Source organism: Tengunoibacter tsumagoiensis (assembly GCF_003967535.1).
GTDB lineage: Bacteria > Chloroflexota > Ktedonobacteria > Ktedonobacterales > Ktedonobacteraceae > Tengunoibacter > Tengunoibacter tsumagoiensis.
Map to the genome: position 1 here is coordinate 5,004,788 of NZ_BIFR01000001.1, position 24,909 is coordinate 5,029,696.

Here is a 24,909-nt window from a genome sequence, read left to right on the forward strand (position 1 = left end):
AAACCTATGTTGATTACGGTCCGTGTTCTCCCACGCAGTGGTCGCAACACACTTGAATGGGAAAATGGTAACCTTAAGGCTCGGCTAACGGCTCCTCCCGTGGATGGGGCAGCCAATGAGGCACTGGTTGCCCTGCTAGCCGAGCGCTTAGCACGCCCTCGCCGCACTATCCATATTGTACGAGGAGCCACAAGCAGGCTAAAAACTGTGGAGATTGAAGGTATCGATCAGGAAGAGCTTGTACAAAAAATCCCGCTTTAACTTCGCTCTACTCAGCGCACTCCGGGTGGCCCCTTACGAATACGTTCCCGCTGCTCTTCCAAAGTGCCACGACTCCAGGTGATATTCTCTAACCACCAATTTACTCCAACCTGGCTATACTCTTCGACCAGAGCTCGATCAGCCTCCGCATCTTTCCCTTCTAATACGCCCCAGTGAATATGGTCATAGGGCTGGGCGGCTCGCTCAGGACTCTGTTGTGCGCGGACAAATTCCTCACATGCTTGCTCATCGGCGGGCGACATCTGCTCTAATGGACCCAGGCCTTTGCCAATGGGTACAATACCATCCCATCGGGCGGCTCGGCGCTGCGGGTTCTTATTCGGCCAGACGCTCGCAACCCAGATCGGGATTCGTGGTTGCTGCACCGGTCGCGGAAGATAACGAACATGCTGCACTGTATAATGTTGCCCCTGATGGTTCACTGGCTCGCCTGTCCATAACTCCTCTAACAGTTCAAGCGACTCATCCAACATCTCTGCATGAAGTTTATTGTCTGCTTGCTCTCCATAATCGGTATATTCTGCGCCGCCGCCGATCCCCACGCCGAGAATTATACGCCCTCCCGATAAGTGATCCAGGGTTACCAGTTCACGAGAGAGCTTCCAGGGTCTTCGCCTTGGAATAGGGGTGACCATCGTTCCTAATTTCAGGCGGTGTGTACGCATGGCAATCGCACTTAACATGATCCAGGGATCGCTGACCTCTGGTGCCCATTTATCGCTAATATGATCCCAAACAAAAAAACCATCCCAGCCAGCCTCTTCAGCCTCATGCGCAACCTCCGCTACAAAACGAGGGTCGGCATAATCTCCGCCACAGTTTGGGATAACAATACCAAATCTCATGAATGATCCTTTCCAGATTGCCCTTTGAACAGTATCTATTTTCCCCAGTATACCGTATAGAGACTAATTAGTGAGAGACGCAGCCGCCCGATAAGACCCGCTTCTATGGATCTTCACTCCCAACGGGAAGAGAGAGAATGTCAAAGGCAAAACCTTAACAGTTATCTTTCTCATGAGTCTTTATAACAGGATCACTGCTTTATAAGTATCAGCATATCCCACTTGCGAACCTTTTAGACCGTCCTCCCCTACAAAAACCTACAATGGCGTACGTATCACACTTGAGTTTAAGAAGGAGGAAGCTTTGAAAATTGCACAGATTGCACCACCCTGGATTACCATTCCACCACATAATTTTGGTGGAACAGAGAATGCCCTCTTCCATCTTATCGAAGAGCAGGTCGCTCAGGGGCACGAGGTCACACTCTTTGCTACTGCTGATGCTCGCACTTCCGCTCATCTGATCTCATTCATTCCTGCTTCGTTGGTCTCTGAGGGGGTTCCCTGGCAGGCAGGCATGAAGGCTTATTATCATCTCCACAAATCAATTGAATATATTTCATCCCATCAATTTGACATCGTGCATACGCACCTCTCGTCAAGCGGTGATATGTATCTTTTCCCGCTCCTGGCGGATCTCAATACCCCTCATGTGACAACGCTCCACAGCCATTTCCCATTTGATCGGTCGATCGGGCCATGGGTTGGAGATGCCGATGCCTATTTTATGGAATGGGCACGACAGGTCCCTCTCATCACTATTAGCGAACATGCCAGACGTAATCCCCTGCCAGATAACGTTATAGGCACCGTTCATCATGGTATTCAGACCGATCGCTATCGTCCACTCACAGAGGAGAATGGAGACTATTTTCTCTGGTTGGGCCGTTTCAGCTATGAAAAAGGAGCTCATCTGGCCATTGAGGCCGCCAGAAGAGCCGGGGTTCCTCTCGTACTGGCGGGCATCAAAGAGCCTCACAAGCCAGAGTCAGTCCAATATTATAAACATATGATCGAACCCTATCTGGATGGCAAACAGATCCGCTACGTTGGCCCTGTTTCACATCAACAGAAAGTGGAGCTCTTAAGCCAGGCTCGTGGCCTGCTCCATCCTATTGTCTGGGATGAACCATTTGGCATGGTCTTGATCGAGGCTATGGCCACAGGCTGCCCAATCATTGCGACTCCACGCGGCGCTACCCCCGAAATTGTAAAACATGAGCAGACTGGTTTTCTCGCCAGGAGTGTCGATGAGATTGTCGATTGTATCCCTCGCATCACTGAGATCGATCGACGAGCAGTCCGAGAACATGCCGAAAAGTACTTCTCAGCTCCGACTATGGTCGAAAACTATGTCCATATCTACAAACAGATCATTGCTTCTCACAAGTAGCCAGGCTTCAATGGCGTCGTTTCTCCCGAGCGGCCTGTCACCAGCACATCACTTGATCATTTTGTGACTGTGGTCAGGCAGGCACTCCCATATGGATGCAAGAAGGGGTCCCTGTCTTTTGCTAGCTATACCTCAATGCTTCGGCAGGCGCAATCTTACCTGCCTGCCAGGCTGGTAGAAGGGCACCCAGAAACGATGCCAGGAGAGCCACCCCAATAATCAGACTCAGCTGCTGCCAGGGAATGCTAAAGGTCAGTCCCGTCTGATAGCGCTCAAAGAAATTGACCGCAAAGATGTTACGGGCCAATAGTAAGCCCAGGAGGCAGCCCAATATACTCCCCAATGCTCCAACAAGAAAGGCTTCCAGGAGAAAAGCACTCTGTACCATCTGTCTGGAGCAGCCAAGGGCTCGTAACATACCTATCTGCTGCCTCCGCTCAATGACGGCCCGTGTTCCTGTAATCGCCAGAGCAGCCACGCCCAACAGCAGGGTAACGCCAACGACCCCCAACAAAACATTGCTCAACAAAATCCGCGGACCCCGCTCCTGCCAGATTGAATCCTCCAGGACCGTGGTCTCTAATCCGTTATCCAGATAGGCTGAACCAAGGGCACGCGCTACAGCATGGACATCCTGGCCAGATGCAACCTTAAAATAATAGCTCTGCACCTGGGGAGACGTACTATCCTGAGTCTGCCCCAGAGCACTTACGTTCTTTGCCGACGCAGGAACATAGAGCCCATAATGGCTCTGGTCACTATTATCAACGATACCAATAATAGTTAACTTAATGGCTGGCTGGTTATCTTGCTGGCCGGTAACCCAGACAGGCGTAGGAACAAAACTTGTCTCACCCTGATGGACTCCACTCATTGAGAAGAGATAATGAGCATCAAAATCATTACCTTGCCCACTCGGAGCAGTCGTGCTCAGTCCATATTGAGAGCTCTTAGGATTGGCAGGTAGTGCGCTACTGTCGATCAATGCATAGTTGGAATGGCTCTGCAACGCTTGCCAGACAGCAGCATCATCGGAGAAACCATTGGCACGCGAGACCAGATGCAGTCCATACCCCTGCAAAAAACCACCATTGACGAGCTGAGCTGGATAGAGGTACCAGCGCGGCTGTGCTGCGCTTAACTGCAAGATACCAACGGATGTATTGCTCCTCTGGCCTACAGCCGAAAAAGTGGAGGGGGCAATCCCATGTTGAGCCAGCGAGCTCTGTAGATCGGGCAAAGCCTTAAAATATGCAGTGGCCTGAATATCATAGCCACCCGTCTGCTGGTTGATATCAACATAGCTCTGCTGCATGGCAGAAGTGATCACGGCCATGATGGTCATAGCAAATACCACCAGACTAAACATAATGACGCTGACTGCCGTACGGAAGCGCCTCTCTAGAGGATAAGCCAGTGCTAATCGCATCACTGCATACATTCCTGGCAAACGCGCGGTCAAAGCTAACCAGGGCCATGTCAACAGGCGCGCATTGGCCATGACCAGCCAGACGGCTCCCAGGACCATCATGACGCCTGCGACAAAGAAGAGCTCAATCCCGCCCTGGAAACGGGTAATGCCCAGATCGCTGAGCGCATCAAAGGGTAGTCCCCAGTAAGCAATGATCAATCCTCCAACGAGAGCAGCACAGACGCCATTCGCTAGCGTATGCCATGTCCGCCAGCCATCCTGAAGTTTCTGGGCACGTACCTGAGACTGTAAACGCCAGATCGACTCAATCAGTCCTTTTCCGCACAGAACAATACCCAGGATTAGAAGGGATATGCCAATCGAGAAGATTAAGACCTGTCCGCTACTGACGCCCGCTTCCGTAATCCACCAGCCCATTACCAGGGGGAGAGGCCCGGACAGAAAGAGGAGACGCAGACTACTCATCACAGCTTCTGGCACAAACTCAAAGAGAAACCGTCGGACCACTCGTAACCGTTCTGATCGGGATACGGTCCGATCAGTACACCGCCGCAGCAGGTAAAGGGCTCGTTGCCTCAGTTCACGCAGCGAAAGAGTGGAGCGAGCGGGCTCTGGTAGATCGCGCAGTGCCTCCGCTATAGTGATGCGACTGATGAACCAGGAAGCAATGGTCACAGAGCAAAAGGTAAAGATAACGCCAAGACAGTACGCCACGATCAGGCTGGTAGGCTGAAGCGAAAATTTCAGCGGAAAATCAAAACGCGCGAGAATAGGGCGCAGCGAGAGGACCAGCAGATAGCCTCCCCCAAGGCCACATAAGAGACCAATAAACGAGGAGACCAGATCGTAGATTGCTCCTTCAAAGAGAAACATCAGAATCAGATGCCGGCGCTGCATCCCAATTGCACGCGCCATCCCCATCTCAGATCGCCGCTCAGCCGCTAACAATACAAAAATGAGAAAGATCAGGAGGAGCCCAATCGCCAATGCAAAGAGCGAGAAGAGTGAAAAGATCCGCGAAAAAATATCGCCTGCCTTCAATGAGCTGGCAACGCCCTGCGCTTTCACCTGATTCACATGGACATGTCTGGAGAGCCAGGGTTTGACCTCTGCTGCCACTCGTTGTGAAAGCGTAACTTCTCCACCAGCAGGGCTATTCGTCCGATTGCTAATCAGGATTATATTAATAATATCTGATCTCCCTTCAATCTCCTGAAAGGTTTGCAAGCGCCCCAAAATCGTTGCATTGTCACCAACCAGGCCATTATTCCCCACAATACCAACGACCTGCATTCCATACCGTCTCCCCGGCCAACGCTCCGCATACAGATAGAGCATATCGCCCACGTGAGCACTTAAGAGCCGGGCACTGGTCTGATTGAGATAGATCTGGTAGGGCTGCAAATCATTGATTGTCAATGTAGCACCAGTGGTGACATCCTGCATGCCACCAAAGCCACGCTCGCTCCCTGGCAATATTCCTAATGCGATGATATCTGAGTGCACCTGACGCGAGTTCTGGTCAGCAACCAGCAGATTCCCCTCACGCAGAGCAGCACCGACGGCTGCAATATAGGGCGAATGCTGGCTATGTTCTAACACATTTGTGTAGACCTTCTGGGGATAGCTACCTAATGAGTCATGTCCCCCCTCAATCGTCTCATCCACATTTCCCCAGCTATAGACTGCCACCCCTTGCACCGCCGCCGTGAGCACATCCCCGGTCGCAAGGACACTTGAAAGAAGCGTCGTTGAAAGCATTAAGGCAAACACAATCAAACCCATCTGCACACGACGGCGCTGAATATTGCGAACCCCAATCTTAAAGAAGATTCTATTTGCCAATGCCAGCACAAAGACGCCCCCCATAATGAGACAGGTCGTTCCTACTAACCATGGCAGCAAGGTCTCAAGCGCAACGCCGAAAAACTGAATCATAGGGCTTGTTTCTGTAAAGTGTTATAGAAGATCTCCGCCAACTGAGCATAGCCGGAAGCGCTGGGATGAAAGCCATCATCACTGATATATTCTGGATGCTGAGCCAATGCCTTCCACTGCTGATAGAGATCCACAAGCACAATATGATGATGATCAGCCAGTGTGACGATAGTGGAATTGTAATCGTCAATCTGCTTCCGCAACACATCCCCATCCATGGCTTTAAAGTGTGGTAAAAGAGTGAGATCTGGTACATTTGCCAGCACAATTCGGGCCTGTGGCAGCCCTTTCTGGAGCTGTGCCACAAGTTGCTCCAGATCCTGTTGATAGCTCTCAAGAGCGACATTGGCAGCCAGATCATTGACCGCCAACCAGATAGTAATCAGTTGAGGATGAGCATCTAGTGCAATGGGAAGAGAACGCGTCAGAGCATTATGGGCCAGCAGGCCCGGAATACCAAGATTCACCAGATGAATCTGGTTTCCAAGCTGACGTGCAAGATCCGAGGGCCAGCTCTCTGTGAGGGGATCATCGGTCCCAACACCAAACGTATCTGAGGCACCGATGGCTACATACGTTAATGGAGGATGGGTAGAAGAAGAAACGGGAAAGGTCGAATGGGGTGTCAAAGGGATAAAAAGTGTGCACAGGAGAATCACAGCAGGGAGCATATAACGCAGGGCTGTGGGAACACGAGGACGCGTTCCCTCCACAGACCACTGTCTTAGTACTGCATATTGATTGCGGATGACCGATGTGCTAAAGAACCAATCGTGCATGTTTGCGTCACGAGCCCTTTCACGGCAGAGAGAAGTCAGAGGATGCTTCCTCTTTTCTGCCCACTGGCGGGTCCGTCCATTCTATCCCACACAAACGCAACACAGAAGAACTGCTTCAGCTCAAACGCGCACACGAGCCAGAATGGCGGGTACTTAGCGCACCAGAGCCAGGCTTAAAATCGAGATCAATGCAAACAGCACAATAAAGACGATCGTTGCATTGAAGACGAGGCGCTCCACACCACGTCGCGTTTTAAAGACTGAACCAGCACTGCTGCCACCAAAGGCACTGCCCAGACCAGCGCCGCGTACCTGCAACAAAATAAAAATGATCACTGCGATAGCCAGTATCATTTGCACGATTCTAATAGCTGGGAGCCATTGAGAAATCAAAAAAGTCCTCGCTTTCAGGCTAAACCGTTAGCACGTCCAGGGTAGAGTTACACTAAAATGATTATACCATAGTACCTATACTACGTCGAGAGCATTGTACTACCTGCGTCTATCTGCTCTATTGCACATCAGACAGTGGCTTTTTCGGAAGGCGACGCTACCGTTACGGTTACGGGCAGACGAAAAGGTTTGCTAAAGCGGCGGCTGAGCAACATCGCCAGCGCAGGCCAACCATCCTTCCAGGGAGAGAGCTTCTTCTCTACACGAGGTGTGTAACTAATAGGAACTTCATAGATGGTATAGCCTGCTTGCAAAATACAACTGGTAATCTCTGGCTCAATCTCAAAACGACGCCCGGTCATAGGGAGCGCATGAGCAATCTCACGAGGCATCAATTTATAGCAGGTCTCCATATCATGGATACGGCTTCCATAGAGCAGATTCGTCACAGCAGTCAGAAAACGGTTTCCCCACCGGGTGGTAAACTTCTGCTGCGAAAGATTGCGCCGACCATAGACAGCAATAGTCTTCTTACCCGTTTGAGCAACCTCTTCCCACTTCTGGACGAGTGCTGGAAGATCTTGCGGATCGTATTCCATATCTGCATCCTGTACGGTCACAAGCTCACCTGTTGTATGTGCAAATGCAGTTTTTAAACCAACTCCTTTGCCTTGATTGCGCTCATGACGCAAAAAACGATATCTTGAAAAAGGCTCCTGCTGACTCAATCGCTGCAAAATTTCCCATGTCCGATCAGTGGAAGCATCATCCACTACAATCACTTCCATATCGAGAGGAGTTGCTGCCAATTTGGTAAGTATAAGCTCAACGGTCTTTTCTTCGTTATAGGCAGGAACAACAATGGAAACACGCATAAAGACAAACCTCACATTCCGAAAACAAACGGCAAACATGGTTGTGCTGACAAAAAAATAAATAACTGCACACCTTTGTAGACGAATAACGTGGTAAGTAGCAACAAACAGATGTATCTCTTCATAAATAGCGCGACAATAGCGCGACTCAAAAGAGACACTCTTCCGACTGAGTAATTGCCAGGCCCCTTGTAGAACACCTATCCCTATGATACAATACAATTCGGGCGAGGACACTAGGTCCCCGCCCGAACTTATGTGAGAGAGCAACAACAGTTATGGAAATAACCTGGTTAGGCCACTCCTGTTTTCAGTTACGTGGCAAAAACGCCATTTTAATTACCGATCCCTGTAGCCCTCAATCTCAGCCCACGGCCCCCGCAGCGCTGAGCAAGATCAACGCCTCTATTGTCACTGTCAGCCATGACCATCCTGGGCATAATGCTGTTCAAAGCGTTGGCGGACATCCACGCGTGGTACGTAGCCCTGGTGAATATGAGATTAGCGATGTCTTGATCACTGGTGTTGCCGCCTATCATGATACCAAACGCGGTCAGGACTATGGTCGCAATACGATCTATATCATCCATATGGATGATCTGGTGATCTGTCATCTCGGCGATCTGGGACATAGCTTACAAGAGGAACAGTTGGAGGAGGTCGCGGACGCTGATGTGCTTCTGCTTCCAATTAGTGGCGACCATACCATTAATGCAACTCAGGCTGCGGAGATTATCAGTCAGGTTGAACCACGAGTCGTGATTCCTATGCACTATACACCCAATGCTGAGGCAACTTCCCATCCTTTGCGCACGTTCTGTAAAGAGATGGGCATTGAGATTGTTGATCCGCAGCCGAAATTTGTGGTCACCCGCAATACACTCCCTGCGGAAATGCAGGTGATTCTATTAGCAGCACGTCAGTAGGCTAACATGGCTCATGACAAGGCTCCGTGTCTAAGGAGGAAGGAATGTCGAAATTTATCTTTGTCACTGGTGGTGTGGCATCTTCTGTCGGAAAAGGAATTAGTGTAGCCTCCCTGGGGCGTCTCCTCAAAAACCGCGGAGTCTCGGTCTCGCTCATGAAGCTGGATCCCTACATTAATGTCGATCCCGGCACGATGTCTCCCTATCAACATGGTGAGGTCTTTGTGACCGATGATGGCGCTGAGACCGATCTCGATCTCGGCCACTACGAACGCTTTACCGATGAACCTGCCTATCAGGCCAATAATGTGACGACAGGTCAGGTCTATAATTCGGTGATCAGTAAAGAGCGCCGTGGCGAGTATCTGGGCGGGACGATTCAGGTCATCCCCCATATCACAAATGAGATTAAATCGCGCATTAATTCGGTCGCTCGCCACTCTGATGCCGATGTGGTGATTGTTGAGGTTGGTGGAACGGTTGGCGATATCGAGGGTGAGCCCTATCTTGAGGCGATTCGCCAGATGCGCAAGGATGTTGGCCGCCGCGATATTATCTATATTCATGTTACTCTGCTTCCCTATCTGGGTGCGGCGAAGGAGCTCAAAACCAAGCCGACTCAGCATAGCGTAAAAGAGTTGCTCCGCGTTGGTATCCAGCCCGATGTGATCCTCTGCCGCTCCGATTATCCCGTAAGCGATGATATCCGCGAGAAGATCGCGCTGTTCTGCAATATCGAGGCGAAGGCCGTTATCCCCATGCCTAATGCTGAGACGATCTACGAGGTTCCTCTGACGCTTGAAGAGGCTGGCCTGGGCGAGTTCCTGGTCGAAGAGCTGGGTCTGAAGAAGCAGCCTCCTCAGATGGAAGAGTGGCGTCAGCTGGTGGCAAAGATTAAGCATCCTCGCCCCGAGGTCACAATTGGCCTGGTTGGCAAATATGTTGAGCTACACGATGCCTATATGTCGGTCGCCGAATCGCTGCATCATGCTGGCTGGTTCCATGATGTGGATATCCATATCAAATGGATTAATTCTGAGGCTCTGGAGCAGATGGGCGATAATTATGAGGAGGCTCTGGAGGATGTAGCTGGCATTGTGGTCCCCGGTGGCTTTGGAAATCGCGGTATCGAGGGGAAGATTAAGGCTGCTAGCTATGCCCGACGCCATCGCATCCCTTATCTCGGCCTCTGCCTGGGCATGCAGGTTGCGGTGATTGAGTTCGCTCGCAATGTGCTTGGGCTAAGCGGAGCCAATAGCTCGGAGTTCGATGAGCAGAATCCCTATCCAGTCATTGATCTGATGAATACGCAGCGCAATATCTCCGATAAAGGCGGTACAATGCGCTTAGGAAGCTGGGTCTGCTGTCTTCAGACTGGTACAAAAGCCATTGAGGCCTACGGCGAGCCCATCGTCTTTGAGCGCCATCGCCATCGCTATGAGTTCAATAATGAATATCGCAAACGCATGGAGAGCAACGGGCTGATCGTGAGTGGCCGCTCTGCCGACAATAGTCTGGTTGAGATCATTGAGATTGCAGATCACCCCTGGTTTGTGGCCTCACAGTTCCACCCAGAATTTAAGAGCCGCCCGACGCGTCCCCATCCACTTTTCCGTGATTTCGTTGGTGCCAGCGTCAAACTGCAAAACCAGCATACGCAAGAAGGCGCTCAGCAGGCTACTGCCCCAGTCCTGACCGAAAGCCATAGCAATAGCTAAGCTCCACCGACAATCGTAAACACAAAAAGCAGAGCCACGTGGCTCTGCTTTTTATTTTCCTTTACGACCCTACCAACCAGTATCGGTTTTACCGGTCAACGAGCGGATAGCGTCACCGGACTGGACTACTACGTCGCTTTGAATGGAGATTTACTAACTAGTCAATATAGGGAGAATGGAAATGGGGCAAATAAAAATTACGTTCCCGTTCGAGCCAAAAGATACGCAAGGTCATGACCTTCAGTTGAATCAAGTGACAATTGATGTTCCGGATTATTCAATTTGGCATGGAGTGAGAGCAATTTACGAAAATGAGTATAGCATCTCGGCACGAATAGTTTCTGATAATGAGTTTGTTATCCAGGCTGACAAAGGAGGGTTGATCACTTTAGCCAGGCATCTCTTGACCCTTGCTCAGGATGAAGTTCCATCCGGAGCACATATCCATTATGACAACGATAGTAACATTGATGATGGTTCCGTCTCGTTCGTTTTAGATAAAAAGTAGGTTCTGAAAAAGTTTGAGTGGTAAAGCTGAAACAGTTTTAGCAAGAGCTTAATATCAAAGTGTATTCTGGAACAAGGACATCTCTTTTATTGCAAACATTTTGAAGTCAGGCTTGAGGATGTTCACCTGGATATCGATTAGCCGATCGTAAAGTGCTCTATGTGTTGGAAATACGTCATTTAAACCTTTACTAAAAAAGGAAGCCCAAGCATTGAAAACCATTACTGGTACAACATGTTTGATGCTGACTTTGGAAAGTTTCATCACCATTAATATCTACAATTAATGTTTAATGTGAGGAGTCAGGGTAATATAATCACTCTGACTCCTCACATAGAGAGTAAGCCGTGAGAAAATATACGATTCGAAAACAATTGCTTGAGGGAGTAAAAGCATTTTTAGAAAACTCAGCTTCTGCAGATAAGCGCGCAACGACCATTATACAACACTGTTATGACTTCTTAAGTACCGAAGAAAAACTACTGACTCTGGATGAAATGGTATGGCGCTTTCTGGCAGTAGAATTATCTGATTCAGTCTTTTATCAAAATAAAACTTATCTACAAGAGTTATATGACATCCTCACTGGCAAGAAGTCACACAACTTCTCTAGATGTGTCTTTCAAGAAGACTATCAGTGCTACTTTACAAATGATGAAAGAGAATGGTTTACTGCTCTTGAAGAACTGGCTCATTTTATTACCTCTATCCCTTATGAAAAGGTTTATCAAATGAGAGGCCAGACTCATAAAAGAGAGGGCGATCGTACATCTGAGGAGAACAACCACTCAATGGCATTGAGCATTGACGAGATCGATGATAACTATCAAACAAAAAAGGAACGTGTGGAATCTCTTTCTAAAAATTGTCCATCACCAGTATCAATTGGCGATGAAAAAATATATCATCTTCTTTTGCGCGAAATTACAACCATTCTCACTGGATTAACCATTGGTAAAGCTGTTGCAGCCTTTGGGTATCCTATTGCTGATGGTTCTTTCAGTCGCTATGGAGATGTAGTCTCATCAGGTCCTTTTAATATGACGGAGAATCTCCTATGGGCTAATAAAGCGTTAGAAGTACTGCTAGGAAAGCGAGCTCTCTTTCTTTCATGGCGATGGAGTATAGATCCATTATCTGATACAGAATCTCTCCTTATCTCTATCCATTAAGTTGCCTGGACCCTGGTCCTCAGCACCAGCATCAGGTACAATTTCGAGATCCAGCAGGATCACACCTTCACGGTTGGTGATGGTAGCTGGGTGGTGCATAATTGTGGTGGTGAGGGTAGTTGGATAAAGAACCTTCCACAAGATCCAGAAAAACTTCTTGAGCAAGGCTGGGAAGATGTAACTCACCCACAGGCTAAATTGAGTGGTAATAGTACAGAGTTTTTTGATCCGGCTACGGGCAGAAGAGTGAAATGTGATCAAGGAGCACCAGGCAATGGAGAAGTATCCATTGAAAAAAGAGCCCTTTATTAGGATGCTGAGCCTGTTTCATGATGGTAAAATAACGAATATCTTTAAAGACAAAGACCTTAAAAATATTACATTTTTTGTAATATATATCCCTTACCTTGCAGAAATGATAGATGAGACCTATTCGTTTTTTACGCTAAAACTTGTGGACTGTAATTTTCTATCTTTTACTTTGTGGTCAGATCCCCACAATCCAATGTTTAATGTAGATCATATACAAAAGTTTATCTCTCAAATGGGGATCTCTCATGTCCGTGATGATGAAATAGATGAGTATATAACTCTTCGTTTTATTAGCGATTTGCCTTTTATGGGGAATGAGCAGATAGCACCAGGAGGAGACCTGAAATTGCATGCCCAAAGTATTGAACTCTTCGATGAAAGGGGCTGCGAAGTCCCTTTAGAAATAATTGAAGAACTATCATCTAGTTTTTGAAAATTTGGACCTTTTTCAGGTATGTTAGAACCAACCATGCCTCTTCAGGACCGATTTGGCGCAAGCAATATGATGCACTCTAGAGTAAACCCTCCAAAAAGTGAGGGCTCTTGCTAACTGGCTTCATATCGGTATCTGAATAGGTGCTTAAAAAATTGACATATGAGGAAGTCATCAATGGGCGAAAAAGTGGAGTTACACCTCATTCTAAAAAAACAGACGTTTTTAATTACTCCTCTATTTTCTTTATTAGGCATGGTTCAAAACCATGTGACACTTTTGAACAGTCAAACGACAAGAACAGGATAGCCCAACGCGGCAAGCCAATCAGGCTGATCTTCGGTCGATCCTGTTCGTTGTAAAGGGGAGAGCCCCTCATGAAGTCCACGAGGTGCAATCCGATGATTCTGCCAAACAGCCAGCAGTGCAAGCATTCCTGCAGAAAGCGTGCGATGAACGGCCAAATGAGGCCGCACAATGCTGTGCCAATTTTCAACCGCACTGCTGGCTCGAACCGCTCGATCCCAAGCCGTAAAGAGAAGGGAAGCTTGCGCTTGCCACAGCGATGGAAGATCACGCAAGAGATCCTGGCTGCTTGGGCCAAGCACGCTTCGCCGCTGCCATGCCCATGCCAGCAACGCGACGGCTTGAGAGCCCAACCGCGAAAGCGCCTGCTCCTGGCTGCCATCGAGCAGTCGGGCAAACAACAAGGCATGAGGCAAGGCCAAACGCAGTTGCTTACTCAGCATCGCAAGGTGCTGCTGCAAGCCCGGTTGCGCCAGCATCGCCACCTCGTCGAGCAGGGCAACGATGGTTTGCAGTTCCTGTTCTCGAAACGAACTGCTCATGATAGCCCCATCATGCAACACGACCACATCCAACAACGCATGCAACTGTTCACACAGATAGCGCACCGCATCGGCAACCGATTGCATTTGAGCCAGGACGATGTGCTGTTGGTGCAGCGTTCTGCCCGATGGTCTTCCTTGAACGTGTTTTCCCGCCGCGACGCGTTCGGCTTGCCGTTGCAGCGCTGGCAGGCGGTCTTGTTCGGCTTTCACAGCTCGCTCAAGACGCCCTTGAACTTGTGCCGCGACGTGAAAGAGATGCCACACATCTCTTTGATGGGTCTGGTCGAGTTCCAGATGGCTCAATGCGTCAGCAATGGCCCGGCCTCCGTCGCTGACGGTGTGAACGGGCTCAATGCCTTGTTCGCTCAACGACCACAACACCAGCGTCCAGCTTTCGCCATCGACCGCCACGGGAGGGATGCTCGCCCACACTTGTCCGCTGTGAACATCAATGACATTGAGATAGGCTTTGCCGCGCTGGCTACTGTATTGCTCATCGAGAGCCAAGGTTCGTGGTGCTTGTGCACGTTGTCGGTTCATCCACGCTTGCGCACGTTGCCCCGCATCTTGGATGATCGTGCAAATGCTTCCTATGCTGATGCGTATGCCATGCAACCGTTTGAGCGTCGATTGGATGCCTCGATACCTGGCGTGGTTTTCGATCAACAAGGTCAGAACCAGTGTGGCAAGCGACGTTTTTTGCTTCAGTGGGACCAGCGGTGCACCCATCGCTTCATGCAGCGCTTTGCGCCCGCTTGCCGCCCACCGATACAAGGTCTGACGGGACACCTGATACGTTCGGCTCAACTGACTCACCAATCCATGACGTGGCTGGGCCAACATCTGAGAAATGATATCAACGCGCTGCTCAATCGTGCTACAATGATTCATGTTTCCTCCCTGAGAACGGTGTTGTTTTTTTTTGTCAAAATCACCTTATCTCTCAGGGATTCTTTTTGTCAATCGTCGCGCTCATGTGTCACATGGTTCTCACTCCATTTGAACCATGCCTAAACAATAAGATACAGTGTACAATTCTCACCGAAATTGTCCATGACGACTATATTATACTGACACTTGCTGCTGAAGCCACATATATTGTATCTTCTACTCTTCAGAAGGAGAAAGCATTCTTTGAATTATTCTTTCAAAAAATTGTTGATCTTCTCGATGAAAACATTGTGAAGCCTTTCTTAGGGGAACAGTTTATTGCAGCTACTATGGGTTCGGAATATACAACAAACTTTGAAGGCGATCTTCGTTCAGCAGTTGAGGAGGAATCAAGCGAAGTTACGCAATGGATACTCCCCAAAAATAGCGGGGAAAACTTTTTTCCTTCTAAATTTTCTCGATATGAGAAAGAAAATACTATTATCTTCAGACGTCTTCCATACAAAGGATGAGTTTTCTTAAAAGGTAGAGACTTCTCACTGTGCGCTTATTTTCCCAGGTGCTTTTGGACTCTTCGCTATTGAATGTATTTATGTTGGTTCCTACCAGTCATAGAAAAAATACGTCGGAGGACTTCTTCGGTACAGCTCCGCTAAGTGGTGAAGAGCTCGAATAAATGGCAAAATTTGAGCTTAGAATATTCGACCTTCACCGTTTAGTGTTGCTGTACGACTTCTTAACAGTGCATTTAATTTGAAATTTTGTAGATTTTGTTCATAGGAGTAAAAAGCCATATGATTATATTCAACATTTATGATTATAAAATATTTTTAGAGACAAACCAGGCTCCAAAATATTATAGGGAATTTTTTCGTGATGATTCGCTTTTAGCTGAAGAAATAGATATAGATAGAACAGAAAAAGATCCGCTAGATAGCAATGTAGTATTTATTGCTGCAAAAAATTGTGGGAGCAAAAAAGAGTTTTCTCTCACTTTACTTCTCGGCTATTCCCCGTCGGATCCTGCCTTTTATCCAGAGTTGCTTTACGTTCCCGAAAGCCAGATCTTATTTATTAGGGCTGGAGAAAAAATTCTGGCTTATCAGCTGCAAGTACCTCAAAAATTGTTCGAGCTTTCAGTTGACATTGGCTTTCTTTCCTGGGAGCGATATAGCAACTATATCATTATGGTTGCAGAAATGAGAATGACCGTCTGGAATCTTGCCGGAGAACAATTATGGACGCTTTTTGTCGAACAGCCCTGGAGCTATCACTGTCATCATGAGATGATGTCCTTTATCAAAGATGAACAAGTCTACACCTTTCCTGTCGCTACTGGGCCCGGAAAAGAGAGAATGTAATGTCTCTTGTTTTTGCTAAGATTTTATAAGAGATGATTCCTATACATAGAAGATGACTTGATAAATAAACAGCTTTACTTATTTTCATACTAAAATAGCCTCATTGAGGAGAATGAGATACATATGCCAATAGAAGGTTATCCCTGGGAAAAATCTGCCAATAAGTTGCAAGCGAAGAAAATCCTTCCTACGAAGGTCCGCCGAAGCAGCTATCCTCGTGCAAGGAACAAGGCTATCCAGATTATTGCTTAAGAAGAGCCTATTGGGATCTTCAAAGAGATGCAGCACAGTATCATCAGGCAGAAAGTAAAAGGCAATACATTGAGGGGGATCAGCAGATAGATGCACAGAGCGTTTTTTTAGAATCACAACTGCATCCGGAACTGTTCTCATTAGTTGAAGAGCTGAAACAGCAAGCACAAGCAGGGATTGCCATTGAACAAGTGCAGAGAGAAGATATCCCGTATGATGAGGTGAGAATTCTTTTGGATGCGATTCTTTTTCGCACTGAAATTGGCTACGGACTCAGACAATATCAAAATAATGAATTGGAAAATTGGCTGAGCCGATGGCATCATGTGTGCTCTCATATAAAGAGCACCACTAGTATTCTACCGAGAAAAGATTTTTTGTGACGTACAGATCATCTTTGGAGGAAGAGATAGAGCTTTTCCCGGAATGATGTGCCAATAGAACTCCTAAACCATAGACGTTCGCACCGTTGCTTTTGCGTTTGATCCTCCAAACAAAGAGGATTAGATGTCAGTTGCATCTCATCATAGTTTCTTTTAGCCAGAAACTGAAGAAATTTTACTGCGAGAACAGCATAAGAAAAATAACAGGGTCTGAAAATCACTGTGGATGCAATCCTTTTGATGGTTCTTCCGCAATTAGAAGCTTTTTTTAACCCTTAGTTTAAGTTTTAGACAGGGTATTGGCATTCTTTCATCGGAAAAACATACCATAACCTTGTCTAAATCTTTGATATAATTAAGGAGAATTTATGCATTCATTTGATATTTTTCAGAATAATAATCTTTTGACTGGCAATGATCTAGCTATCGAAATACCATCTTCTTCAGAAAAATTGAGGGCTTTTATCATTGTTGGTTCATATGCTCAAACCCCACTGGGTCCCAAAAAGCCTTCAAGAGTACTTAACATTGAGCATCCAGAACAACGATTTTGGATGCTCAAATACGAAATTGATAAAAGTGCAATTTCTTCTCATGATGTTAGTATTGAGGAGTATCAACTCAAAGATTTTATCTATATTAACGATATCCTTTCCATAAAGGAACTTGAGGAAAAGTTACAAGAATATGTTCAAGATTTTTCTTCATTTTGTGTCCCCTGGAAGATGAATGTTGCTTTGTATAATTAAATTGCTATGAGAATTGCTGATTTATCCAGGATTGGTGAAATTACTTATGGTGCATAATTGTGGAGTTGAAGGCAGATTTGCAAATGGCAGTACAACCAATGAAATAAGAGAGATTAATACTTCTCCTGGAGGTACTGCAGAGCTTAATGGTAAAGCTGAAACAGTTTTAGCAAGCGCTCAATATCAAAGTAGATTCTAGAACAAAGCAGCAGTTGTAGTCAGAGATATTGCTTCAGCTTTAAGGGGGTTTTAGTATGGATTCAGCTGTCTATAAATCTATAGCTGCAAAAATAGCACGAGATTTGGAAATGGCTCCTGTTGAAAGCGATATTCTTGTGATTGAGAGGTTCCTACCAGTCATAGAAAAAATGCGTCGTGAGGGAGCTGTTATTCTTCTCGAATGGGATGGCGAACGCGGTCAGGGTGATAATGGAGTTTATACAGCCGTGGTTTCGGGGAAAACACTGAAAGGTGAACATTTTAGAATAGATGCTGATACTATAGAAGAAGCCTTGTCCTACATTATAGTTAATTATGCGATGATTAAGTGGGGTATTAATTTATAATATTATTGGGTTCAATTAGAGAGAATAATTCTTACAAAGGATTTGCTAAATGGGGCAATTTAATGTATTTCAAAAAAACAATCTCATTACTGGGACTCATCTGGCTGTAGAGATCACTTCATCTTTCCCTAACCACCGAGCTTTTGTGGTGATTGGTTCATATGAGAAAACACTGAAAGGACATGCCAGACCATCATCTATTCTCAATCGAGACTATAGTGATTTACGTTTCTGGTTCCGTCAATACGAGGTAGATGAAAAATTTATAGGGAGTAATGAAGATATTTCAGTCGAGCAATTGGCTAATCATGTGTTTAAAAAAGATATTGATAGCCTTGAACATTTGGAGAATGAATTAGAAGTGTATCTTCAAGATTTCTCGCTCTTAAAACCTGTATGGCGATTTGATCCAAAATTGCCTTTTAACTAACCAATTGTATATGTAGTAGAGCCACAAAATTGGTGAACAGCTTATATTGAGGGCTTTTTGTCGGTCAATGTGGGTCCTACGCATAAGAGAAAAGATGAACTCTACTTGTCATTTTAAATAAAAGGGGCTACATCATTTTAGTCGATTATTATATACATACGCATTAGTATCATGGCTGCCATAAATGAAATAGGAAAAGTGGGAATATGGAAAGTTTCTTTGCAGAGATGCCCTGGGAAAAGACAACGAATAATCTTCATGCTCAACATAGAGTAATAAGGTGCCCTCCTCAATGGTTGAACAACCGTCCAGCGATGGGAGTTGCTCTACGAAAGATGGAGGAAGTTCATTTCATAAGTGCGAAGTTTTCCGGAGATCTTCATTATTTTGAGCCAGCCATAGTATCTCTTGTCGTACAAACAAAACCAGGCACCTTTGCCGAGTGTTTTGGCGTTTACATTCCGACCGTTCCGGATGATGAAGGTCATGATTATCCTGCTTTGTGCTTAAGGAGGGCTTCATGGAACTATGAATTGGATAGAGAAAATTACAACAAGAAAGTTAATAAACGAGAATATATAAAAGGAGGGCAATCTATTGAGGCCGTGAGCATTTTTCTTCCCGAGCAGGAATGCACCGAAATTCGTCAGCTGATCTCGCAAGCAAATGACATGGTTGAGCAAGGTTTTGTTACTGAACAGGTCAAAAGAGAAAATTGTCCATGGTTTAGCGTTAAAATTAAAATTGCCTCTGATCGTGTTAACCTCGATATGGCATACACGCCTTTTTCGACTCGTATACAGGCGCTAGAATCATGGCTGGAAAAATGGAAATCATTTTTTTCAAAGATAGATTTGACCAAAGGCATTCAGCCAGAAGGAGATTTTTCAGTGACGTATCATGATTCTCTTCAGGAACAAATGAGTTCCTTTGTTGAAATGTAACACTACTGCGTTATAAAGCATCTGAAGTTTGAGTGTTTCTCATAATGTTTAAGCGAAGCATTTTTCTCGAAAGAAAGAGGATATCTTGAATACAGATCAACTGCGCTTTATCATTATTGATCATCCAGAAGAATTCGATCTCATAGAAGAAGCTTCTTTTGGTAATGATTTAATCGCAGATCTGAGCCGGATCAATGGAGTCTGGCATGTGACCTTTTTCCCACGGCACCAGCAGTTAGAGCTCTCATGGGAGGATTTCGCGAAAGTCTATCAATCCTTTCAAGCTTTTATTGAGGAGATGAAAACCTATCCCAAAGAGCAGTCATAGCTGTCAATCTGCTATGACATATAAACAATAAGTCGAGCTCTATGAAGCAACTGGGGTTTCTCAAGTGAGACTTTTCCAGGTATCCTTTCCTTACCCATGAGGTTGACTTCCTGTCCACCTATATGGGCCCTGGTCCCTGGCACCAGCGTGATGTATAATCTCGAAGTCCAGCAGGATCACACCTTCACCGTTGGTGATGGTAGCCGGGTGGTGCATAAAACTTGTCTCCCAGGTGATGTAAAGTCTGGTGGTCTGGAGTTTACGGAAAGAATTATTTCCGTTTTCTCTCATCCTTCGTCGATAAATGATGGAATATACATTCCTAAACCTTGATTGTCCATCTAATTTAGGAACAAGTAACGGTCGAAGCTATAAAGTTAAGGCAATCGCTTCAACTTTATAGCGGTGTTAAAAAATAAAGGTATAAAGTAGAGATGAAAAGAGAAATTACCGAAGCTATTAAAAGCTTTGTACAGCAGTTTGAATATTCAATAGATTCTGGTATGCTATATGAAGTTCACCTATTTTTAAATGAATCCAAAGAAATTAAGTCCTTTAGCCTGGATTATGCTAAAGATATACCTATTTATGCAATAAAGATAGAATTAACAAATAGTACTCAATATAACGCCAGACAACTCATAAAAAGTTTTATTAATAATATAGAATACAGATCTATGACATTATATACTTCTGATTGGAATAAAGATAATATACACTATACAGTATATACGGTGATGAATTCTGGGAATGGGGCCCATTTTGAAATAGATATAAAAATAGAAGGGAATGCCAAAAACTTGTCTAAATCGTCAATGGAATAAGGATTTGCTAAATGGGGCAATTTAATGTATTGCAAAGCTTCTATACCTCCGCCTGACCCTGCTTACTACGTTCGGCATAGCCTATCATTGTAAGCGCATACTCACGCACAACTTCGCGTAACTCAGGAGGCTGATGAATGATAAAGGGAAGCCCCATACCAACCAGCAAACGCGCCATCCATGGCAGATCCGCTACCTCGCTACGTACAAGCACACCCTGACTTTCCTCGGTAAAGTGCCCCTTTGAAAGCTGGCTTTTGCGTTGTGCCTCCTCCAGGGTCGCCTCCAGCCATACCTCGACCTGCCACACACGCGGAACAGAGGCCAGGGCGCGCTGGACAGCAGAAAGCGCCTCAAAGGTGGGCGGACGCGTGAAGGTCTCGTTCGTTATTGCGATTTTGTCAATACGGTCCAGCCGAAAGAGGCGCTGAGTCTGGCGCAAATGACAATAACCGATGGTGTACCAGAAGCCTTCGTGAGCAACCACACCATAAGGATCAAACAAGCGCTCTGTGACTTCCAGAGGTGAGGTACGATAGCGTAGATGCACACTCAGCTCACCCTTAACCGCAAGGCTTAACATAGTCACTGCCGCGATGGCAGGCGCTACATGAGCAGAACTATTCTCAAAGATCACTGTCTCTTCAACAGCCCGGATACGTTCACGCGTCGGCGCTGGCAAAACGCGCTCGATCTTTACCAGCGCGCCTTCAAATGCGGACGAGGTCTGGGCGAGACCGTTCTCGCGAGCCATTAAGAGACTCAGGGTCAGAGCCTGGGCCTCGTCCTCGGTAAAGATAAGTGGTGGAAGCTTATACCCAGGCCTGAGCTTATAGGCTCCATAGCGACCTCGCTCGGCCTCCACTGGAATGCCCAGATCGCTCAAAGTTTCAATATAATCCCGGACCGTGCGGATATTGACCTCTAACCTGCGCGCCAGCTCAGCCCCGGTCATCCGCCCATGGGCCTGAAGCAATTCCAGAACCGTCAGCACACGGGCCGTAGGACGATAGACCACTTTTCTTCTCTCCTATCTCATATTTTGTTTTAATTAGGGTCAATAGTACCATCTTTTGGCCCTATACTCAATGCAGAGAGAGATACTTGCCTCGCCTCTCTCTACATTGAGTACTTTCAAGAGTAGCGCGTGAAATGCCTACCTTTACCGTTTCACGCGCTACTCGCTACTCAAGCCAACTACTAAAACGGAGGGGCGGCAAACATACATAGGGCCTATCAGGCGGAAAGCGAGCACACACATGACAGAGAAGTACATACCAAACATTGCCCATGATTTCGACCTGCTAATCGGCACCTGGAAGGTTGAGAATCGACGCAAGCAAGGAAATTCCCTTCTGGCAGATCAAGCATTAGGAAATGAGGCCACATGGGAGGAGTTTTATGGCCGAGATCGTTTTGAAAAGCAACTCGATGGGAGGGCAATCGTCGAGCATTGGGAAGCCACACTCCCCTCAGGCGAGCACGCACTAGGGCTAAGCATCAAAGCCTATGAATCCGCCACCGGGCAATGGTCGATCATCTGGATCGACAACCGCAATCCCCTTGATTACAGGCCCCTATACGGAAGGTTTGAGAATGGTGTTGGCACCTTCTTCCAGGTCATTGAAACTTCAGACGGGCAACCTCTCCATGTGCGCTTTATCTGGGATGAGTTGACTGAGACCACGGCCCGCTGGCAGCAGGCCTTCTCCTTCGACGAGGGCAAGCATTGGGAAACAAACTGGATCATGAAGTTTACCAGGGAATAAGGGTTAGTCTATACCAGCATGAACCCTACAAGGTGCAAACTATCTTAATTGGTAACTTAGGAAGGAATCAGAGAGATGACAGATCTACATCCACAGGCAGATAGAGAACATACTATCAGGAAAGCAGACAATGCTATCATTGAGCTACGACAGTACACGCTTAAACCTGGTCGACGCGACGAGCTGATTACCTTATTTGAGGAGCATTTCATTGAGGGGCAGGAGGAAAATGGTGCCCATGTTTTGGGCCAATTCCGTCGCCACGACAAACCCGACCAATTCGTCTGGCTGCGTGGCTTTAGCGATATGAAGGCGCGTCAGCAAGCGCTTCAGAGCTTTTACTATGGTCCGATCTGGCAAGAGCACCGCGAAGCGGCCAATGATACGATACTTGACTCGGATAATGTACTGCTACTGAAGCCCGCTAGCTCAGATGGTACATTTCAGCTTGACCTGAGCAACCAGCCCGCAAAAGATGCGCTGGAAACGGATGGGGGCATTATTATCGCCACCCTCTATACTTTTGCCTCCCCTGTTAAAGCGAGGTTTATCGAGTTCTTTGAGCAAGATATGGTTCCAGTACTCCATGCAGCCGGGGCGACTATTGCAGGATATTTCGTCACAGAGGCAAGTGCGAATACATTTCCAGTCCTGCCAGTGCGCGAAGGCGAGCATATCTTTGCCTGGTTCACGACCTTTGCCAATAAAGGAGCCTATAAGAACTATCTCTCTACACTAACCAGTCGTCAGGCGTGGAATGAGTCCCTGCTCCCCATCCTGGAGGAGTGGTTGGCACAACCCGCTGAAATATTGGAGCTATCGCCCACTCGGCGCTCCCTCCTGCGCCATCGCTTTGCATAGATGAGTAGGATCAATACACGAGATATGCTTTCTTGACAAACTAGTTTCACATATTATACAATCGTTTCACACGAGAAACAGAAAAGAGTGGGAGAAAGCAATCATGGGAAGTATGTTAGATACACAGCAACTGGCGGTCCTCTTAAAAGAGAGGCGTGGTGAGCGGGGACTACGCGAGATCGCCCAGGAGATGGGCAATGTCAGCCCGGCCACACTCTCGCGCATCGAGAACGGCAAGATGCTGGACGTTGAGACCTTCCTGCGCCTCTGTGACTGGCTTGAGGTCAATCCCCAGCACTTCATCAAAGAAGCCACCCAGGATCTACTGAGCAGCCAAGCGCTACGCTATCGCATCGAGGGTGGTCAGCGCCTTGAGGGTTCAGTCGTGGTACAGGGCGCCAAGAATGCCGCGCTTCCCATTATTGCTGCCTCGCTCCTGGTCGCCAAAGGCCAGACCATCCTGCGTAATGTCCCCCTGATCCGCGATGTATATGCAGCTATTGAACTGGCTCGCTCTCTGGGCGTTAAGATGACCCTCCACGAGGAAGATCAGGTCCTGGTCGTTGATGCCTCTGGCCTGGATGGCAATACACTCTCCGAGCGCCTGACCAGCACCTTCCGCGCCTCCGTCCTCTTCCTGGCACCCGTGCTCCAACGGACAGGCAAGGTCGCGATTGAGACCGTGGGCGGCTGTAGCCTGGGCAAACGTAGCCTGGACTTCCACTATCGAGGCTTCGCTCGCCTGGGTGCCACCGTCACCGAACAGGGCGATCATATCGATGTGAACCGCGAGGGCTCCTTGCAGGGCAACTATCTCTACCTGGATACCCCCAGCCATACCGGCACTGAAAACCTGATGGTCGCAGCCTGTATGGCTCAAGGAACCACTATTATCGAGAATGCCGCGCTTGAACCTGAGATCGCCGATGTCGCCAACTTCCTTAATTTGATGGGGGCACGCATCTCTGGTATCGGCACTGGCGTACTCCAGATCGAGGGTGTCTCTGAACTCTCGGGTGTGGAATATACGATCATGCCTGACCGCATCGATGCCGGAACCTTCGCCATGCTGGCAGCCGCAACCCAGGGCGATATTGAGCTGATTGGCGCACAACTGCGTCATTTCGGCGTGGCCCGCGCCAAGCTGGAGCAGATGGGCGTCGAGCTCCACCAGGAAGGTCCCGTCATTCGCGTGCGCCGCCCCGGCACTCTGCGCCCCATCAATATCACTACCTGGCCCTATCCTGGCTTCGCTACCGATCTGCAACCGCAGATGATGGCCCTGGCCTGCTGTGCCTCGGGCACCTCCTATATCCGCGAGACCGTCTTCAACAAGCGCTTTGCCGCAGCCCAGGAGCTTAACCGCATGGGCGCCACTATCGTTCTTGATGGCGAGGCCGCTGTTGTCAAAGGCCCTACTGCCTTTGTGGGCGCGACCGTTGAGGCTCTCGACCTGCGCGCTGGTATGGCCCTGGTCCTCGCCGGAGCCGTCGCTGAGGGCGAAACCATTATCGAGAACGCCAGCATGATCGAGCGCGGCTGTAGCGCGGTCATCCGCCGCTTCACCCAGCTCGGCCTGACTATCTCAGAGGAGCGCGAGAAAACCGGCGTATTAGTGGCGTATTAGTGTAAACAAGAAGACAAAAAGTGCTGAAAACTTTTGTCTTCAGCATATTCAATGCTCTTGAAAAAGC

At 47.5% G+C, this 24,909-nt stretch carries 27 protein-coding genes; 20 read left to right on the forward strand and 7 right to left on the reverse strand.

What is annotated here, in order from left to right; translation table 11 throughout:
* Positions 1–6 precede the first annotated feature (6 nt).
* A complete protein-coding gene (locus EL628_RS19610) occupies positions 7–261 on the forward strand; it encodes a DUF167 domain-containing protein (protein ID WP_126581595.1) in 255 nt (84 codons plus the stop codon).
* Positions 262–272: 11 nt separating this feature from the next.
* Here the strand turns inward: EL628_RS19610 and EL628_RS19615 are convergent, their stop codons facing one another.
* On the reverse strand, positions 273–1,127 hold the full coding sequence (locus EL628_RS19615; protein WP_126581596.1) for an LLM class flavin-dependent oxidoreductase: 855 nt from the start codon (positions 1,125–1,127) through the stop codon (positions 273–275).
* Between the two features lie 304 nt (positions 1,128–1,431).
* Here EL628_RS19615 and EL628_RS19620 point away from each other — a divergent pair, with 304 nt between their 5' ends.
* A complete protein-coding gene (locus EL628_RS19620) occupies positions 1,432–2,520 on the forward strand; it encodes a glycosyltransferase family 4 protein (RefSeq protein ID WP_245994173.1) in 1,089 nt (362 codons plus the stop codon).
* A 121-nt stretch (positions 2,521–2,641) separates the two neighbouring features.
* Here EL628_RS19620 and EL628_RS19625 read toward each other — a convergent pair whose 3' ends face one another.
* The 4 genes from EL628_RS19625 to EL628_RS19640 all read right to left on the reverse strand — a co-directional run bounded on the left by EL628_RS19625 (position 2,642) and on the right by EL628_RS19640 (position 7,937).
* Entirely contained in the window at positions 2,642–5,890 is a 3,249-nt protein-coding gene (locus EL628_RS19625) for an ABC transporter permease (RefSeq protein WP_126581598.1), read from the reverse strand.
* Positions 5,887–6,669: an SGNH/GDSL hydrolase family protein gene (locus EL628_RS19630; protein WP_126581599.1), complete on the reverse strand. Its 783-nt coding sequence runs from the start codon at positions 6,667–6,669 to the stop codon at positions 5,887–5,889. The genes EL628_RS19625 and EL628_RS19630 overlap by 4 nt, the downstream gene beginning before the upstream one ends.
* Positions 6,670–6,822: 153 nt before the next feature.
* The gene (gene secG, locus EL628_RS19635; RefSeq protein WP_281276558.1) at positions 6,823–7,029 is read right to left on the reverse strand and encodes a preprotein translocase subunit SecG; all 207 of its coding nucleotides are present in this window, start codon (positions 7,027–7,029) and stop codon (positions 6,823–6,825) included.
* A 161-nt stretch (positions 7,030–7,190) separates the two neighbouring features.
* Positions 7,191–7,937 carry a glycosyltransferase family 2 protein gene (locus EL628_RS19640; RefSeq protein ID WP_126581601.1) on the reverse strand — a complete coding sequence of 249 codons (747 nt, stop codon included), beginning with the start codon at positions 7,935–7,937 and terminating at the stop codon, positions 7,191–7,193.
* A gap of 278 nt (positions 7,938–8,215) precedes the next feature.
* Here EL628_RS19640 and EL628_RS19645 point away from each other — a divergent pair, with 278 nt between their 5' ends.
* The 6 genes from EL628_RS19645 to EL628_RS19670 all read left to right on the forward strand — a co-directional run bounded on the left by EL628_RS19645 (position 8,216) and on the right by EL628_RS19670 (position 13,006).
* On the forward strand, positions 8,216–8,863 hold the full coding sequence (locus EL628_RS19645) for an MBL fold metallo-hydrolase (protein ID WP_126581602.1): 648 nt from the start codon (positions 8,216–8,218) through the stop codon (positions 8,861–8,863).
* A gap of 44 nt (positions 8,864–8,907) precedes the next feature.
* Positions 8,908–10,581, forward strand: coding sequence for a CTP synthase (gene pyrG, locus EL628_RS19650; protein WP_126581603.1), 1,674 nt, complete (start codon positions 8,908–8,910; stop codon positions 10,579–10,581).
* Positions 10,582–10,762: 181 nt separating this feature from the next.
* Entirely contained in the window at positions 10,763–11,089 is a 327-nt protein-coding gene (locus EL628_RS19655) for an Imm32 family immunity protein (protein WP_126581604.1), read from the forward strand.
* A gap of 347 nt (positions 11,090–11,436) precedes the next feature.
* Positions 11,437–12,261 (forward strand): hypothetical protein, encoded by an 825-nt coding sequence (locus EL628_RS19660; RefSeq protein ID WP_126581605.1) that lies wholly within the window; start codon positions 11,437–11,439, stop codon positions 12,259–12,261.
* A gap of 30 nt (positions 12,262–12,291) precedes the next feature.
* The gene (locus EL628_RS31030) at positions 12,292–12,573 is read left to right on the forward strand and encodes a hypothetical protein (protein WP_371859674.1); all 282 of its coding nucleotides are present in this window, start codon (positions 12,292–12,294) and stop codon (positions 12,571–12,573) included.
* Positions 12,536–13,006: a hypothetical protein gene (locus tag EL628_RS19670; RefSeq protein ID WP_126581606.1), complete on the forward strand. Its 471-nt coding sequence runs from the start codon at positions 12,536–12,538 to the stop codon at positions 13,004–13,006. The genes EL628_RS31030 and EL628_RS19670 overlap by 38 nt, the downstream gene beginning before the upstream one ends.
* Before the next feature lie 287 nt (positions 13,007–13,293).
* On the opposite strand, the gene EL628_RS19675 is transcribed toward EL628_RS19670, so the two are convergent.
* Positions 13,294–14,748 (reverse strand): hypothetical protein, encoded by a 1,455-nt coding sequence (locus EL628_RS19675; RefSeq protein ID WP_126579943.1) that lies wholly within the window; start codon positions 14,746–14,748, stop codon positions 13,294–13,296.
* Between the two features lie 65 nt (positions 14,749–14,813).
* Between EL628_RS19675 and EL628_RS19680 the strand changes: the two genes are divergently transcribed.
* The 9 genes from EL628_RS19680 (at position 14,814) to EL628_RS19720 (ending at position 20,585) form a co-directional block, all read left to right on the forward strand.
* Positions 14,814–15,260 carry a hypothetical protein gene (locus EL628_RS19680; RefSeq protein WP_126581607.1) on the forward strand — a complete coding sequence of 149 codons (447 nt, stop codon included), beginning with the start codon at positions 14,814–14,816 and terminating at the stop codon, positions 15,258–15,260.
* A gap of 282 nt (positions 15,261–15,542) precedes the next feature.
* A complete protein-coding gene (locus tag EL628_RS19685; RefSeq protein ID WP_126581608.1) occupies positions 15,543–16,109 on the forward strand; it encodes a hypothetical protein in 567 nt (188 codons plus the stop codon).
* A gap of 123 nt (positions 16,110–16,232) precedes the next feature.
* Positions 16,233–16,361, forward strand: a complete 129-nt coding sequence (locus EL628_RS30845; RefSeq protein ID WP_281276549.1) for a hypothetical protein — start codon at positions 16,233–16,235, stop codon at positions 16,359–16,361.
* Positions 16,362–17,112: 751 nt separating this feature from the next.
* On the forward strand, positions 17,113–17,493 hold the full coding sequence (locus EL628_RS19690) for a hypothetical protein (RefSeq protein WP_126581609.1): 381 nt from the start codon (positions 17,113–17,115) through the stop codon (positions 17,491–17,493).
* 254 nt (positions 17,494–17,747) lie between these two features.
* Positions 17,748–18,059, forward strand: coding sequence for a hypothetical protein (locus EL628_RS19695; RefSeq protein ID WP_126581610.1), 312 nt, complete (start codon positions 17,748–17,750; stop codon positions 18,057–18,059).
* Between the two features lie 49 nt (positions 18,060–18,108).
* Positions 18,109–18,489: a hypothetical protein gene (locus tag EL628_RS19700; protein WP_126581611.1), complete on the forward strand. Its 381-nt coding sequence runs from the start codon at positions 18,109–18,111 to the stop codon at positions 18,487–18,489.
* A gap of 206 nt (positions 18,490–18,695) precedes the next feature.
* The gene (locus tag EL628_RS19705) at positions 18,696–19,433 is read left to right on the forward strand and encodes a hypothetical protein (RefSeq protein WP_126581612.1); all 738 of its coding nucleotides are present in this window, start codon (positions 18,696–18,698) and stop codon (positions 19,431–19,433) included.
* An 85-nt stretch (positions 19,434–19,518) separates the two neighbouring features.
* Positions 19,519–19,761 (forward strand): hypothetical protein, encoded by a 243-nt coding sequence (locus tag EL628_RS19710; protein WP_126581613.1) that lies wholly within the window; start codon positions 19,519–19,521, stop codon positions 19,759–19,761.
* A 434-nt stretch (positions 19,762–20,195) separates the two neighbouring features.
* Positions 20,196–20,585: a hypothetical protein gene (locus EL628_RS19720; RefSeq protein ID WP_126581615.1), complete on the forward strand. Its 390-nt coding sequence runs from the start codon at positions 20,196–20,198 to the stop codon at positions 20,583–20,585.
* 40 nt (positions 20,586–20,625) lie between these two features.
* On the opposite strand, the gene EL628_RS19725 is transcribed toward EL628_RS19720, so the two are convergent.
* Positions 20,626–21,603: a helix-turn-helix transcriptional regulator gene (locus EL628_RS19725; RefSeq protein ID WP_126581616.1), complete on the reverse strand. Its 978-nt coding sequence runs from the start codon at positions 21,601–21,603 to the stop codon at positions 20,626–20,628.
* A gap of 241 nt (positions 21,604–21,844) precedes the next feature.
* On the opposite strand from EL628_RS19725, the gene EL628_RS19730 reads away from it, so the two are divergent.
* The 3 genes from EL628_RS19730 (at position 21,845) to murA (ending at position 24,842) form a co-directional block, all read left to right on the forward strand.
* Positions 21,845–22,354 (forward strand): DUF1579 domain-containing protein, encoded by a 510-nt coding sequence (locus EL628_RS19730; RefSeq protein ID WP_126581617.1) that lies wholly within the window; start codon positions 21,845–21,847, stop codon positions 22,352–22,354.
* A 75-nt stretch (positions 22,355–22,429) separates the two neighbouring features.
* Complete coding sequence (locus tag EL628_RS19735) at positions 22,430–23,215, forward strand: NIPSNAP family protein (RefSeq protein WP_126581618.1); 786 nt, start codon at positions 22,430–22,432, stop codon at positions 23,213–23,215.
* 103 nt (positions 23,216–23,318) lie between these two features.
* The gene (gene murA, locus EL628_RS19740) at positions 23,319–24,842 is read left to right on the forward strand and encodes a UDP-N-acetylglucosamine 1-carboxyvinyltransferase (protein WP_126581619.1); all 1,524 of its coding nucleotides are present in this window, start codon (positions 23,319–23,321) and stop codon (positions 24,840–24,842) included.
* Positions 24,843–24,909: the final 67 nt, after the last annotated feature.

Excerpts from the sequence above, each read along its gene's own strand:
- EL628_RS19610 (WP_126581595.1), top strand. The coding sequence starts at position 7 with ATGTTGATTACGGTCCGTGTTCTCCCACGCAGTGGTCGCAACACACTT.
- EL628_RS19615 (WP_126581596.1), bottom strand. The coding sequence starts at position 1,127 with ATGAGATTTGGTATTGTTATCCCAAACTGTGGCGGAGATTATGCCGAC.
- EL628_RS19625 (WP_126581598.1), bottom strand. The coding sequence starts at position 5,890 with ATGATTCAGTTTTTCGGCGTTGCGCTTGAGACCTTGCTGCCATGGTTA.
- EL628_RS19630 (WP_126581599.1), bottom strand. The coding sequence starts at position 6,669 with ATGCACGATTGGTTCTTTAGCACATCGGTCATCCGCAATCAATATGCA.
- EL628_RS19640 (WP_126581601.1), bottom strand. The coding sequence starts at position 7,937 with ATGCGTGTTTCCATTGTTGTTCCTGCCTATAACGAAGAAAAGACCGTT.
- EL628_RS19645 (WP_126581602.1), top strand. The coding sequence starts at position 8,216 with ATGGAAATAACCTGGTTAGGCCACTCCTGTTTTCAGTTACGTGGCAAA.
- pyrG (WP_126581603.1), top strand. The coding sequence starts at position 8,908 with ATGTCGAAATTTATCTTTGTCACTGGTGGTGTGGCATCTTCTGTCGGA.
- EL628_RS19655 (WP_126581604.1), top strand. The coding sequence starts at position 10,763 with ATGGGGCAAATAAAAATTACGTTCCCGTTCGAGCCAAAAGATACGCAA.
- EL628_RS19670 (WP_126581606.1), top strand. The coding sequence starts at position 12,536 with ATGGAGAAGTATCCATTGAAAAAAGAGCCCTTTATTAGGATGCTGAGC.
- EL628_RS19675 (WP_126579943.1), bottom strand. The coding sequence starts at position 14,748 with ATGAATCATTGTAGCACGATTGAGCAGCGCGTTGATATCATTTCTCAG.
- EL628_RS19685 (WP_126581608.1), top strand. The coding sequence starts at position 15,543 with ATGATTATATTCAACATTTATGATTATAAAATATTTTTAGAGACAAAC.
- EL628_RS30845 (WP_281276549.1), top strand. The coding sequence starts at position 16,233 with ATGCCAATAGAAGGTTATCCCTGGGAAAAATCTGCCAATAAGTTGCAA.
- EL628_RS19690 (WP_126581609.1), top strand. The coding sequence starts at position 17,113 with ATGCATTCATTTGATATTTTTCAGAATAATAATCTTTTGACTGGCAAT.
- EL628_RS19695 (WP_126581610.1), top strand. The coding sequence starts at position 17,748 with ATGGATTCAGCTGTCTATAAATCTATAGCTGCAAAAATAGCACGAGAT.
- EL628_RS19700 (WP_126581611.1), top strand. The coding sequence starts at position 18,109 with ATGGGGCAATTTAATGTATTTCAAAAAAACAATCTCATTACTGGGACT.
- EL628_RS19705 (WP_126581612.1), top strand. The coding sequence starts at position 18,696 with ATGGAAAGTTTCTTTGCAGAGATGCCCTGGGAAAAGACAACGAATAAT.
- EL628_RS19720 (WP_126581615.1), top strand. The coding sequence starts at position 20,196 with ATGAAAAGAGAAATTACCGAAGCTATTAAAAGCTTTGTACAGCAGTTT.
- EL628_RS19730 (WP_126581617.1), top strand. The coding sequence starts at position 21,845 with ATGACAGAGAAGTACATACCAAACATTGCCCATGATTTCGACCTGCTA.
- EL628_RS19735 (WP_126581618.1), top strand. The coding sequence starts at position 22,430 with ATGACAGATCTACATCCACAGGCAGATAGAGAACATACTATCAGGAAA.
- murA (WP_126581619.1), top strand. The coding sequence starts at position 23,319 with ATGGGAAGTATGTTAGATACACAGCAACTGGCGGTCCTCTTAAAAGAG.